The 13325-nt window shown below is 67.7% G+C and carries 8 protein-coding genes; 2 read left to right on the top strand and 6 right to left on the bottom strand.

The features are described 5' to 3' along the window. A complete protein-coding gene (locus tag AC1RB9_RS12760; RefSeq protein WP_003113317.1) occupies window positions 1-1287 on the bottom strand; it encodes a TolC family protein in 1287 nt (428 codons plus the stop codon). 512 nt (window positions 1288-1799) lie between these two features. Here AC1RB9_RS12760 and AC1RB9_RS12755 point away from each other — a divergent pair. Beyond that, the gene (locus AC1RB9_RS12755; RefSeq protein ID WP_003089900.1) at window positions 1800-2474 is read left to right on the top strand and encodes a heavy metal response regulator transcription factor; all 675 of its coding nucleotides are present in this window, start codon (window positions 1800-1802) and stop codon (window positions 2472-2474) included. Next, window positions 2471-3889, top strand: a complete 1419-nt coding sequence (locus AC1RB9_RS12750) for a sensor histidine kinase (RefSeq protein WP_003451409.1) — start codon at window positions 2471-2473, stop codon at window positions 3887-3889. Before AC1RB9_RS12755 ends, AC1RB9_RS12750 begins: the two co-directional genes overlap by 4 nt. An 8-nt stretch (window positions 3890-3897) precedes the next feature. On the opposite strand, the gene AC1RB9_RS12745 is transcribed toward AC1RB9_RS12750, so the two are convergent. From AC1RB9_RS12745 to muxA, 5 genes are all read right to left on the bottom strand, one after another. Next, complete coding sequence (locus AC1RB9_RS12745) at window positions 3898-4131, bottom strand: hypothetical protein (RefSeq protein ID WP_003451411.1); 234 nt, start codon at window positions 4129-4131, stop codon at window positions 3898-3900. Window positions 4132-4264: 133 nt separating this feature from the next. Beyond that, window positions 4265-5761: a multidrug efflux RND transporter outer membrane subunit OpmB gene (gene opmB / locus AC1RB9_RS12740; protein WP_003089909.1), complete on the bottom strand. Its 1497-nt coding sequence runs from the start codon at window positions 5759-5761 to the stop codon at window positions 4265-4267. Further along, window positions 5758-8868 carry a multidrug efflux RND transporter permease subunit MuxC gene (gene muxC, locus AC1RB9_RS12735; protein ID WP_003451413.1) on the bottom strand — a complete coding sequence of 1037 codons (3111 nt, stop codon included), beginning with the start codon at window positions 8866-8868 and terminating at the stop codon, window positions 5758-5760. Before muxC ends, opmB begins: the two co-directional genes overlap by 4 nt. Beyond that, window positions 8865-11996, bottom strand: a complete 3132-nt coding sequence (muxB, locus tag AC1RB9_RS12730; protein ID WP_003089920.1) for a multidrug efflux RND transporter permease subunit MuxB — start codon at window positions 11994-11996, stop codon at window positions 8865-8867. Before muxB ends, muxC begins: the two co-directional genes overlap by 4 nt. After that, entirely contained in the window at window positions 11993-13273 is a 1281-nt protein-coding gene (gene muxA, locus AC1RB9_RS12725; protein ID WP_003111498.1) for a multidrug efflux RND transporter periplasmic adaptor subunit MuxA, read from the bottom strand. The genes muxB and muxA overlap by 4 nt, the downstream gene beginning before the upstream one ends. Between the last annotated feature and the right edge of the window lie 52 nt (window positions 13274-13325).

The following is a 13325-nucleotide window of genomic DNA, read 5'->3' as shown; positions in this document are numbered from 1 at the left end:
TCACTGGCCGAGGTGGCCGATGTCTTCGCCGAGCAGGCGCTCCATGCTCACCCGCGCCTGTGCCGCGGCGTCCAGCGCGCGCACGTACTGGGCACGGACGCCGACCAGGGTGCGCTGGGCATCGAGCACGTCGAGGAAGTTGAACTTGCCCATCTCGAAGCCGCGGGTCATCGAGTCCAGCGCGCTCTGTGCGCCGGGCAGCAGGTCGCGACGGACCAGCGCCAGCTCCTGTTCCGAGGTGCGCAACTGGTCGTAGGCCTGTACCGCTTCGCTGCGCAGGCGCAGCAGGGTCGCGCGCTGCAGGTCGCGGGCCTGGTCGGCGCGGCTCTGGGCGGCGTAGATGTTGCCCTGGTTGCGGTCGAACAGCGGCAGCGGCATCGACAGGCCGATCAGGTTGACCCGTTCGCCACGTCCGTCGCGGGCGGTCTGGTCGTACTTGCTGCCGATGCTGACCGTCAGGTTGGGGATGCGCTGGCGCTTCTCCAGGTCGACCTGGGCCTCGCCGCGCGCTACCTCCTGGGCCGCCAGGCGCAGGGTCGGCGACTCGTCGAGATGGCGCAGCAAGGCGCCACGGGTGATGCTCGCCGGCACCGCGTCGAGCGCGCCGCCGACCCTGGCGAAGCCTGGCTGCGGCTCGTCCCAGGTGCTCGACAGCTGCACATAGGTGCGCTGCTGCTCCAGCTCCGCCTGGCTCAGGTCGAGCTGGGCGTTGTCCGCCAGGACCTGGGCGCGAACCCGTTCCACCGAGGAGATGCTGCCGGCCTTGACCCGTCGGTCGGCGGCCTGCAGCGCGCGCCTGGCCAGGTCCAGGGAGGTCTTCGCCAGGCGCACCCGCTCCTGCGCGGTCAGCGCCGCGTAGTAGGCGCCGCGGACCTGGGCGCGCAGTTCGGCGCGACGGACTTCCAGTTGGGTCCAGGCGATCTCGCTGCCGCGTTTCGCCACCTCCACCCGCGCACCGCGCTTGCCGCCCAGCTCCAGCGGCTGGGCGATGCTGACGCTGGTCTGGCGATTGCCCTGGCGGGTGTCCTCGACGCTCCAGGACAGATCCGGGTTGGGGATCAGCCCGGCCTGCTGCCGCGCGCCGCTGGCGATCTCGGTCTCGCGCCCCACCGCCGCCAGCTCGGGGTTGCTCCGCAGGGCCCGCTCCAACGCCTGCTCGAGGCTGATCGAAGTGCCGTTGAAACTCACCGGCGCCTCGTTCGCCAGGGCCGGCAGGCCCAGGCAGAGTCCCATCAGTAGCCAGCAGGCGCGTTTCCCCGCGCTGGCCAGTGGCCGAAGTATCGGCATGTTCCGCTCCTCGTCTGCTGATCGTCGTCGGCGACGGCGATCCATTACCGGCCCGGAACCACGCAACCGTTCATCGGCGATATCTCGCCGGCGATATTCGAAGTTGCACTTCCGGGATGCGGCAGATGTTAGGTAGCGGGGCTTATCGGCAAGGTGACGGAAGAATTACAAGTCGGTAATGAATATTCTCCACGGACAATTAGCGGTTACACTTCGGCAACCTTCGAAGAGACTGGCAATAGTTGGATGAAACATAGGGACAAAAGCAACATGCGCTTACAAAAGGCATTGCCCCTCACGCCCAGCGGTGCTTGCGCCGCGGACATTTCCAAAGTTCTCAGGCGGACTCCCGGGAGAACTACCCGGTCATTCGATAATTATCATCGAAGCAGCGCAACGATATGAAATTACATTTCCAGGATTCTATCCAGGCAACGCCCGCAATGTAACTTTATAGCAATGCACTTAAACATTTACTTGCAAATGAATCCATACTTTATATAGGGGCGAACATGCGCATCCTTATTATCGAAGATGAAGTCAAGACTGCCGACTACCTGCACCAGGGCCTGACCGAAAGCGGCTACATCGTCGACCGCGCCAACGATGGCATCGACGGCCTGCACATGGCCTTGCAACACCCTTACGAACTGGTGATCCTCGACGTCAACCTGCCCGGCATCGACGGCTGGGACCTGCTCCGCCGCCTGCGCGAACGCAGCAGCGCGCGGGTGATGATGCTCACCGGGCATGGCAGGCTGACCGACAAGGTGCGCGGCCTCGATCTCGGCGCCGACGACTTCATGGTCAAGCCGTTCCAGTTCCCCGAACTGCTGGCGCGGGTCCGCTCGCTGCTGCGCCGCCACGACCAGGCACCGATGCAGGACGTCCTGCGGGTCGCCGACCTGGAGCTGGACGCCAGCCGCCACCGGGCCTTCCGCGGCCGGGTGCGGATCAACCTGACGACCAAGGAGTTCGCCCTGCTGCACCTGCTGATGCGGCGCAACGGCGACGTCATCACCCGGACGCAGATCATCTCGCTGATCTGGGACATGAACTTCGACAACGACTCCAACGTGGTGGAAGTCGCCATCTGCCGCCTGCGGGCGAAGATCGACGACGGCTTCGACCTCAAGCTGATCCATACCATTCGCGGCGTCGGCTACGTCCTGGAAGCGCGCCGATGACGCCACCAGGCCGACTGTCGCTGCGCCTGGCCCTGCTGGTCGGCGCCCTCGGCGCGCTGCTGGCCCTGGCGCTCGGCGCAATGGCGCACTGGAACCTCGGCCGCGAGCTGGAAGCCCGCGAGCGGGAAAACCTGCAATTGAAGCTGGAGCAGATCCGCCACAGCCTGGAAGACGATCTCGACCTGCGCAGCGACCCGGCCGTACAGGCGCATGCCCTGCAGGACCAACTGGTGGCTCACAGCGGCCTGCACCTGAGCATTCTCGACAGCCGCAGCGGCCAGCCGCTGATGAGCTTCGGCGACCAGGCCGCGGCCAGCATCGCGGCCAACCGCGCGCTTCTCGCCCGCTTGCAGGCGGATGCCCGCCAGCCGGTGTTCCAGAGCTGGAGCACCGGCAACGACCAGCGCCTGCTGAGCATCGGCGCTTCCATGCGCATGAAGAACGGCACCCCGGTACAGGTGTTGCTGAGCAGCGAGCGCAACGCCGACGAGCGCCTGCTCGACGGTTTCCTCCGCGCCACCCTGCTGGCCCTGCCCTTCCTCCTGCCACTGATCGCCCTGGCCGCCTGGTGGGTGGTGCGTGCCGGCCTCGAACCGTTGAACCGCTTCCGCCGGGTGGCCGCCCAGGTCAGCCCGCAGGATCTCTCCTACCGCATCCCCGAGCAGAACCTGCCGCGCGAGCTGGACAGCCTGGCCCGCAGCTTCAACCACATGCTCGGCCGCCTCGAGGATGGCGTACGCCAGCTCTCGCAGTTCTCCGACGACCTGGCCCACGAACTGCGCGCGCCGATCTGCAACCTGCTGGTGCGCAACCAGGTGCTGCTCAGCCAGCATCGCGACAGCGCGGCATACCGCGAAGCCCTGGAGTCCAATGCCGAGGAACTGGAGCGGCTGTCGCGGATCGTCACCGACATGCTGTTCCTGGTGCAGGTGGACAACCCGGCGATCCAGGCCCAGTTCGGCTGCGTCGCCCTGCACGAGCAGGCGGCCAAGGTCATCGACCTGTACGAGATGGTCGCCGAGGACAAGGGCGTCGAACTGCGCCTGTCCGGCAACGGCTTCGCCCACGGCGACAACCTGATGATCCAGCGCGCCATTTCCAACCTGGTGTCCAACGCCGTGCGCCACACCCCGCAAGGCGGGCGCATCGACGTGCGGATCGGGGAACGCGCGGGGCACACCGAGGTGAGGGTCAGCAACGACGGTCCGGGCATCCCGCCGGAGTACCTGCCGCACCTGTTCGAGCGCTTCTACCGCCGCGCCGGACGCCAGACTGGAGCCCAGGCCGGCACCGGCCTGGGACTGGCCATCGTGCAATCGATCATGGCCTACCACGGCGGCCGCGCCGAAGCGGAAAGCGTACCGCAGCAGAAGACCCACCTGCGCCTGCTGTTCCCTTCGACGGGCGCTGCCTGACGCCGGTTTCAGCAACCGGCGCGGCGCCGCCACAGCCGGTACTCGCCGCAGAAACCGGCGAGGAACAGCGCCAGGCCGAGCGCCAGCAGGGTCCAGGGCGTCCGCAGCGGGGCGCGCTGGAGCGGCGGTTCACCGTGCAGCAGGACGAAGCATTGCAGCAGCGCCCAGAACATCGCGGCGACGCCGCCAAGCATGGCCAGGCGGCACAACCAGCCGAGCCAGTAGCCTCGGCGCGAGGACATTTCCGGAAACTTCCCCGACACGTATTCACCTCCACATCCGCCGCCGTACTCTAGCCGAGACGCGGACGGCGGTGTGTCATGCAAGCGCAATAGCGGGGAAAGGCATTCGTCAGGAACAGGCAGCGAGAAGAACTCAGGGCGAAGGCGGCAGGCCCTCTTCGACCCGGCCGAGCCGCTCGTCGGTCCGCTCGATGTCGGCGCTGTCCCAGCCGCCGCCCATTGCCGCGATCAACTGGACGCTGGCGGTCAGGCGGCTGCCGAGCAGGGTCAGCACGGTGCGTTCGTTGCTCAGCGCGGTGGCCTGGTTGGTGACCACGTCGGTGTAGTCGACGGTGCCGGCCTTGTACTGGTTCTCGGCCAGGCGCAGTGCCTCGCGGGCCGACTCCAGGGCTTCGCGCTGCACCCCGCTCTCCTCGTCGAGGACGCTCAATTGCACCAGGTAGTCCTCCACCTCGCGGAAACCGTCGAGCACGGTCTGCCGGTAGGTCGCCACGGTCTGGTCGTAGGTCGCCTCGGCCTGGTCCACCTGGGAGCCGATCAGGCCGCCGTCGAACAGGGTCATGGCGAACTGCGGGCCGATCGACCAGAAGCGGTTCGGCGTGCTGATCCAGTTGCTCAGGCTGCCGCTGCGGTAGCCGCCGGCGGCGCTCAGGGTGAGGTCGGGGAAATAGGCGGCCTTGGCCACGCCGATCTGGGCGTTGGCGGAAATCACCTTGCGTTCCGCCGAGGCGATGTCCGGCCGCCGCTCGAGCAATTGCGACGGCACCACTGCCGGCAGGTCCGGCAGCTTCGGCACGCTCGCCACCGGCGGCAGGTTGAATTGCGCCGGCGGCAGGCCGACCAGCACGGCGATGGCGTGCTCCAGCTGGGCACGCTGGTACTTCAGGTCGATGGCCTGGGCCTGGGTGCTTTTCAGCTGGGTGCGGGCCTGGGCCACGTCGGCCCTGGTGACGATGCCGGCGCGGTATTTGTTCTCGGCCACCTTCAGCGAACGCTCGTAGGCCGTCACCGTGTCGTTGAGCAGGCGGATCTGTTCGTCCATCACCCGCAGTTGCAGGTAGTTCTGCGCCAGTTGCGACTGCTGGCTGAGGCGCACCGCGGCGAGGTCGGCGGCGCTGGCATGCAGGCTCGCCTGGTTGGCCTCCAGTTGCCGGCGCAGCTTGCCCCAGAGGTCGACCTCCCAGCTGACACTGAGGTTGGTCGAGTAGCTGGTACTGATCGCGCCAGAGCCGCCGCTGCTCACCGTCGAGCCTCCCGGCAGCAACACGGTGCTATCGCCGCCGCCCTGGCCGCTGCGGGTCTTGCCCACGTTGCCGGTGATCGACGGGAAGAACGCGGCTCGCGCGCCGCGCACCAGCGCCTCGGCCTGGCGGAACTGCGCCACCGACTGGGCCAGGGTCTGGTTGGAACGTTCCAGGTGCATCTGCAGGTCGTTCAGGGTCTGGTCGCCGTACAGCTCCCACCAGGCGCCGCGCTGGAACACGTCGCGCGGCTCGGCGCGGCGCCAGCCTTCGGCTTCCTTGAATTCGGCGGGCACCGCCAGGTCCGGTCGCTGGTAGTCGGGGCCGATGGCGCAGCCGCCGAGGGCGGCGACCAGGGCCAGGGCGAGCAACGAGGGGGTGTGTTTCATAGGGGTGTCTCCAGCGCACCGTCCGTGCGTACGCCGCGTTTCTGGTTGACCCAGTGGCGCAGGCGGTCGAGATAGAGGTAGACCACCGGGGTGGTGTACAGGGTCAGCAACTGGCTGCCGATCAGCCCGCCGACGATGGTGATGCCCAGCGGCCGGCGCAGCGCGGCGTCGCCGCCGATGCCGAAGATCAGCGGCAAGGCGCCGAGCAAGGCGGCCAGGGTGGTCATCATGATCGGCCGGAAGCGCATCATGCAGGCCTCAAGGATCGCCTCGCGCGGGCTCAGGCCGTGGTTGCGCTCGGCCTCCAGGGCGAAGTCGATCATCATGATCGCGTTCTTCTTGACGATGCCGATCAGCAGGATGATGCCGATCAGCGCGATCAGGCTCAGCTCGCTGCGGCAGAAGATCAGCGCGAGCAGCGCGCCGACCCCGGCCGAAGGCAGGGTCGAGAGGATGGTCAGCGGGTGCACGTAGCTCTCGTAGAGGATGCCGAGGACGATGTACACCGCCAGCAGCGCCAGGAGGATCAGCCAGGGCATCTGGTTCTGCGTGTCCTGCACCGCGCCGGCGTTGCCCTCGAAGCTGGTCTGCACGTCCACCGGGATGTGCAGCGGCTCCAGGGCCTGCATGATGGCCTCGCGGGTCGGGCCGATCTGCGCGCCCGGTGCCAGGTTGAAGGACAGCGTGGTGGCGGCGAACTGGCCCTGGTGGTTGACCTCCAGCGGTGCCCGGCTCGGTTCGTAGTGGCTGAACGCGGACAGCGGCACGCGCTGGCCGTCGTTGCCGATCACCTGGACCTGGCGGAGGATCTCCGGGCTCTGCTGGTACTGCTGGTCGACCTCCATCACCACCCGGTACTGGTTCAGCGGGTTGAAGATGGTCGACACCTGGCGCTGGCCGAAAGAGTCGTTGAGCACCGCGTCGACCATTTCCACGTTGATCCCCAGGGTCGCCGCGCGGTCGCGGTCGATCACCAGGCGGGTCTGCACGCCCTTGTCCTGGGAGTCGCTGTTGACGTCCACCAGCTGCGGCAGCTTGCGCATCGCCGCCTCGACCTTCGGCGCCCATTCGCGGAGCAGGGTCAGGTCGTCGCTGCGCAGGGTGAATTCGTACTGCGCGTTGCTGTCGCGGCCGCCCAGGCGCACGTCCTGGCCGGCGTTGAGATAGAGCGCCGCGCCGGGCACCTTGGCGATCCGCTCGCGCAGCCGGGTGAGGACCTTCTCCACCGGGTCGCGCTCGCCGATCGGCTTGAGAGTGACGAAGAACGAACCGGTGTTGCTCGACTGCCAACGGCCGCCACCGATGAAGCCGACCACGTTTTCCACCGCCGGATCGGAAGAGAGGATCTTGCGGTACTCGCCCATCTTCGCGCTCAGGGACTGGAACGAGATGCTCTGGTCGGCCACCGCGTAGCCGCGCAGGCGCCCGGAGTCCTGCTGCGGGAGGAAGCCCTTGGGCACCACCACGAACAACCAGAGGTTCATGGCAATGCAGGCCAGCATGATCACCACCATCAGCCGCGAGTGCTCCAGCGCCCAGCCCAGGCTGGCGCGGTAGCGCAGCATGAAGGCGGCGAAGAAGCGATCGCTGCGCCGCGCCAGGGAAGCGCCTTCGGGCCGTTTCAGCGGACGCAGCAGACGCGCGCAGAGCATCGGCGTGAGGGTCAGGGATACCACCAGGGACACCAGGATCGCCGCCGAGAGAGTCACCGCGAACTCGCGGAACAGCCGTCCGGTGAGGCCGCCCATGAGCAGCAGCGGGATGAACACCGCGACCAGCGAGAGCGTCATCGACAGCACGGTGAAACCGACCTGGCGGGCGCCGGTGATCGCCGCCTGGATCGGCGGATCGCCCTCCTCGATGCGTCGGGCGATGTTCTCCACCACCACGATGGCGTCGTCCACCACGAAGCCGGTGGCGATGATCAGCGCCATCAGCGACAGGTTGTTCAGGCTGAAGTCGCACAGGTACATGACCGCGAAGGTGCCGATCAGCGAGACCGGCACCGCCAGGCTGGGGATCAGCGTGGCGCGGCCGTTGCGCAGGAACAGGAAGACCACCAGGATCACCAGCGCCACCGAGATCAGCAGGGTCAGCTCGGCCTCTTCCAGCGACGCACGGATCGACGGGCTGCGATCGTCCATCACGTTCAGCTTGACCTGCGGCCCGAGCAGTTCCTGCAACACCGGCAGTTGCGCGTGGATGGCGTCGGTGGCCTCGATGATGTTGGCGCCGGGCTGGCGGGTGACGATCAGCAGCACCGCCGGCAGATCGTCGGAAAAGCCGGCGTTGCGCACGTCCTCCACCGAGTCGCTGACCTTGGCCACGTCGCCGAGGCGCACCGCGGCGCCGTTGTCGGCGTTGTAGTGGATCACCAGCGGCTCGTACTCGCGGGCCTTGCGCAACTGGTCGTTGGCGTCCACCTGCCAGTGCTTGTCGTCCTTCTCGACGGCGCCCTTGGGGCCGTTGCTGTTGGCCGCGGCGATGGCCGTGCGCACGCTGTCCAGGGACAGCCCGTACTGGCTCATGGCATCCGGGTTGAGGTCGACCCGCACCGCCGGCAGCGAGCTGCCGCCGATGCTCACCTGCCCTACCCCCTGCACCTGCGACAGCTTGGGCGCCAGCACGGTCGAGGCGAGGTCGTACATCTCGCCGCGACTCTGGGTCTCCGAGGTCAGGGTGAGGACCATGATCGGCATGTCCGAGGGGTTGGCCTTGCGGTAGCTGGGATTGTTCGGCATACCGCTGGGCAGCAGGCTCATCGCGCCGTTGATCGCCGCCTGCACCTCGCGGGCGGCGCCGTCGATGTCCTTCTCCAGGTCGAACACGAGCACCACGGTGGTCGAGCCCAGCGAACTGCTGGAGGTCATCTCGCTGATCCCGGCGATCCGTCCCAGCGAGCGCTCCAGCGGCGTGGCCACCGACGAGGCCATGGTTTCCGGGCTGGCGCCCGGCAGGCTGGCGCTGACCACGATGGCCGGAAAATCGACGTTGGGCAGCGGCGCCACCGGCAGCAGGCCGAACGACAGGGTGCCGGCCAGCAGCAACGCCAGGGTCAGCAGCGTGGTGGCGACCGGGCGGCGGATGAAGGGCGTGGACAGACTCATCGCCCGGCGTCCCCGTCGAACCCGGCCTCGGTGTTCAGGTCCAGCCCGCGCTGCTTGCGCCAGGCCGCCCAGCGACGGGCCAGGCGGTCGAAGTAGAGATAGATCACCGGGGTGGTGAACAGGGTCAGGACCTGGCTCAGCAGCAGGCCACCGACCATGGTGATGCCCAGCGGCTGGCGCAGCTCGGCGCCGGCGCCGCCGGCGAGCATCAGCGGCAGCGCGCCGAGCAGCGCGGCCATGGTGGTCATCAGGATCGGCCGGAAGCGCAGCAGGCAGGCCTGGTAGATCGCCTCATGGGGCGGCTTGCCTTCGTTGCGCTCGGCGTCGAGGGCGAAGTCGATCATCATGATCGCGTTCTTCTTGACGATGCCGATAAGCAGGATGATGCCGATGATCGCCACGATGCCGATCTCCTGCCCCGCCAGCATCAGCGCCAGCAGCGCGCCGACCCCGGCCGAGGGCAGGGTCGAGAGGATGGTCACCGGATGGATGAAGCTCTCGTAGAGGATGCCCAGGACGATGTACATGGTCACCACCGAGGCGAGGATCAGCAGCAGCGTGTTCGACAGCGAGGCCTCGAAGGCCAGCGCCGCGCCGCGGAAGCTGCCCTGCATGCTCAGCGGCAGCTCCAGGCTGGCCTCGACGCCACGGATCGCCTCGACCGCCTCGCCCAGGGAGTAACCCTTGGCCAGGTTGAACGACAGGGTCGCCGAGGGGAACTGGGCGATATGGTTGATCGCCAGCAGGGTATGCCGCTCCTCCACCTTCGCCAGGCTCGACAGGCGCACCTGGGTGCCGTCGCTGGACGGCACGTAGAGCTGCTCCAGGGCCTGCGGGCCGAGCTGGAACTGCGGCGCCACCTCCAGCACCACGCGGTACTGGGTGGCCTGGGTGAAGATGGTCGAGATCAGCCGCTGGCCGAAGGCGTTGTAGAGCACGCTGTCGATGTCGGAGAGCTTCACGCCGAGGCGCGAGGCGGTGTCGCGGTCGATGTTCAGGTAGGCCTGCAAGCCCTTGTCCTGCCAGTCGCTGGCGACGTCGGCGAGCTGCGGCAACTCCTGCAGCCGCGCCACCAGCTTCGGCACCCACTCGGCGAGCACGTCCGGGTCGGCGTCCTGCAAGGTGAACTGGTACTGGGTGCGGGCGACCCGGTCCTCGATGGTCAGGTCCTGCACCGGCTGCATGTACAGCTTGATCCCGGGCAGGTGGTCGAGTTCGGGCTGCAGGCGCTGGATCACTTCGCTGGCGGTGACGTCGCGCTCGCTGTGCGGCTTGAGGTTGATCAGCAGGCGGCCGGTGTTGAGGGTCGGGTTGCTGCCGTCGACGCCGATGTAGGAGGACAGGCTGGCCACCGCCGGGTCCTTCAGCACCACCTCGGCAAGGGCGCGCTGGCGCTCGGACATGGCCTGGAAGGAGATCGACTGCGGCGCTTCGGCGACGCCCTGGATCACCCCGGTGTCCTGCACCGGGAAGAAGCCCTTGGGCATGGCCAGGTAGAGCAGCGCGGTCAGCGCCAGGGTGGCGATGGCCACCAGCAGGGTCAGCGGCTGGTGCCGCAGGACCACCCGCAGGGCCTTGGCGTACTGTGCGATCAGGCCATCGATGACCCGCCCCGCGGCGCGCGCGAAGCGGCCCTGCTGGTCCTCGTCGATGTGGCGCAGCAGCTTGGCGCTGAGCATCGGCGTAAGGGTCAGGGAGACGAAGCCGGAAATCAGGATCGCCACCGCCAGGGTGATGGCGAACTCGCGGAACAGCCGCCCGGCGACGTCGCCCATGAACAGCAGCGGGATCAGCACGGCGATCAGCGAGAAGGTCAGCGAGATGATGGTGAAGCCGATCTGCTTCGAGCCCTTGAGCGCCGCTTCCAGCGGCGAGTCGCCCTGCTCCAGGTAGCGGGCGATGTTCTCCACCATGACGATCGCGTCGTCGACCACGAAGCCGGTGGCGATGGTCAGCGCCATCAGGGTCAGGTTGTTGATCGAGAAGCCGGACAGGTACATCACGCCGAAGGTACCGATCAGCGACAGCGGCACGGCGAAGCTGGGAATCAGGGTGGCGTAGACGTTGCGCAGGAACAGGAAGGTGACCATCACCACCAGCGCCACCGCCAGCGCCAGCTCGAACTGCACGTCCTTGACCGAGGCGCGGATGGTGGTGGTGCGGTCGGTCAGCACCTGCACGTCGAGATTGCCCGGCAGGGTCGATTGCAGCTGCGGCAGCAGCGCCTTGATCCGGTCGACCACCTCGATCACGTTGGCCCCCGGCTGGCGCTGGATGTTCAGCACCACCGCCGGCAGGTTGTTGGCCCAGGCGGCCAGGCGCACGTTCTCGGCGTCGTCCTCGACGCTGGCGACGTCGCGGATGCGCAGCGGCGAGCCGTTCTTGTAGGCGATGATCAGGTCGCGGTAGGCGTCGGCCGAGCGCAACTGGTCGTTGGCGTCCAGGGTCGAGGCACGGGTCGGGCCGTCGAAGCTGCCCTTGGGGCCGTTGAGGTTGTTGCTGGTCACCGTGCTGCGCAGGTCCTCCAGGCTCAGCCCCGCCGCCGCCAGCGCCGTCGGGTTGGCGCGCACCCGCACCGCCGGGCGCTGGCCGCCGCTGATGCTGACCAGGCCGACCCCGGAGATCTGCGAGATCTTCTGTGCCAGGCGGGTATCCACCAGGTCCTGGATCTGCGGCAGCGGCATGCCGTCGGACATCACCGCCAGGGTCAGGATCGGTGCGTCCGCCGGGTTCACCTTGCTGAACACCGGCTGGTTCGGCAGGTCGTTGGGCAGCAGGCTCTGCGCGGCGTTGATCGCCGCCTGGACCTCCTGCTCGGCAACATCGAGGTTGCTCTGCAGGCTGAATTGCAGGGTGATCACCGAGGCGCCGCCGGAACTGCTGGAAGACATCTCGTTGAGCCCCGGAATCTGCCCGAGCTGGTTCTCCAGCGGCGCGGTGATCGACGAGGTCATGATCTCCGGGCTGGCGCCGGGGTACAGGGTGACCACCTGGATGGTCGGGTAGTCCACTTCCGGCAACGCCGAGATCGGCAGGAAGCGGTAGGCGATCAGGCCCGAGAGCAGGATCGCCACCATCAGCAGGGTGGTCGCGACCGGCCGCAGGATGAACGGGCGGGACGGGTTCATTCAGCGCTCCCGCTACCCACCGAGTCGCCCTGGAGGCCGCTGGGGCGGCCAGTCTGCGGTTTCTGCGGCTCGCCCTCGAGGACCTGCGGGGAGGCCTCGGCGACACGCACTTCCATACCGTCGCGCAGGCGGTCGGTGCCTTCCACCACCACCTGCTCGCCGGCCTTCAGGCCGCTTTCCACCACCACCCGCTCGTTCTCGCTGGTGCCGATGGCGACGCTGCGCTGGCTGACCTTGTTGTCGGCGCCGACCACGTACACATAGATACCGTTGGTGCCGCGCTGCACGGCGTTGGCCGGAATGGTCAGCACGCCCTTGAGGGTCTGCGCCAGCAGGCGCACGTTGACGAACTGGTTGGGGAACAGCTTGCCGTCGGCGTTCTCGAAGCGCGCCTTGAGCTTGACCGTGCCGGTGGTGGTGTCGATCTGGTTGTCCAGGGTGGTCAGGGTGCCTTCGGCGAGAACCTTGTCCTGGTTGCGGTCCAGCGCGGTGACCGCCAGCTTGCCGGGGCCGTTCATCTGCTCGACGACGGTGCCGATCTGCTGCTGCGGCAGGCTGAACACCACCGAGATCGGCTTGACCTGGGTGATCACCACCAGCGGCGTGGTATCGCCGCTGGTGACCAGGTTGCCGATGTCCACCTGGCGCAGGCCGAGGCGCCCGGAAATCGGTGCGCGGACCTCGGTGAAGGTCAGATTGAGGCGGGCGTCGTCGACCTGGCCCTGGTTGGTACGGATGGTGCCCTGCAACTGGCGGACCTGGGCTTCCTGGGTATCCAGGGTCTGCTTGGCGATCGAGTCCTCGGCATACAGCCCCTTGTAGCGCTGCAGGTCGATCTCGGCGTTCTTCAGTTGCGCCTGGTTCTGCATCAGCGTGCCCTCGGCCTGGGCCAGCGCCGCCTTGTAGGTGCGCGGGTCGACCACCGCCAGCAGGTCGCCGGCCTTGACCTCCTGCCCCTCCTGGAACAGCACCTTGACCAGCTCGCCGTTGACCCGCGGCTTGACGTTCACCGTGTTGAAGGCGGTGACGGTGCCAAGCGCGTTGAAATGCAGCGCCAGGTCGCCCTGCTCCACCCTGGCCACGCCGACGGTGAGCGCGTTGGCCTTGGGCAGCGCGGCGCCCGGCTTGCCGCCGCGACCGGGTCGCCCGTCGGAGGACGGTGCCGAGGCGGGCGCCGCCAGCCACATCACCAGGCCGATCACGGCGGCGAAGGCCAGGGCGGTGATCAGCCACGGGCGCAGGGTACGGAACTTGGATTTACCGGTCGTTGGAGTCATGGTTCTTCTTCAGGCTTAGAACGGAGGCGCTTTTTCCAGGCTGCACGATAAG

Source organism: Pseudomonas sp. 20-5 (genome assembly GCF_056782835.1).
Note: the sequence above shows the minus strand (reverse complement) of the source record. Positions and strands in the feature narration are given on the sequence as shown.

Excerpts from the sequence above, each read along its gene's own strand:
- AC1RB9_RS12760 (WP_003113317.1), bottom strand. The coding sequence starts at position 1,287 with ATGCCGATACTTCGGCCACTGGCCAGCGCGGGGAAACGCGCCTGCTGG.
- AC1RB9_RS12755 (WP_003089900.1), top strand. The coding sequence starts at position 1,800 with ATGCGCATCCTTATTATCGAAGATGAAGTCAAGACTGCCGACTACCTG.
- AC1RB9_RS12750 (WP_003451409.1), top strand. The coding sequence starts at position 2,471 with ATGACGCCACCAGGCCGACTGTCGCTGCGCCTGGCCCTGCTGGTCGGC.
- AC1RB9_RS12745 (WP_003451411.1), bottom strand. The coding sequence starts at position 4,131 with ATGTCCTCGCGCCGAGGCTACTGGCTCGGCTGGTTGTGCCGCCTGGCC.
- opmB (WP_003089909.1), bottom strand. The coding sequence starts at position 5,761 with ATGAAACACACCCCCTCGTTGCTCGCCCTGGCCCTGGTCGCCGCCCTC.
- muxC (WP_003451413.1), bottom strand. The coding sequence starts at position 8,868 with ATGAGTCTGTCCACGCCCTTCATCCGCCGCCCGGTCGCCACCACGCTG.
- muxB (WP_003089920.1), bottom strand. The coding sequence starts at position 11,996 with ATGAACCCGTCCCGCCCGTTCATCCTGCGGCCGGTCGCGACCACCCTG.
- muxA (WP_003111498.1), bottom strand. The coding sequence starts at position 13,273 with ATGACTCCAACGACCGGTAAATCCAAGTTCCGTACCCTGCGCCCGTGG.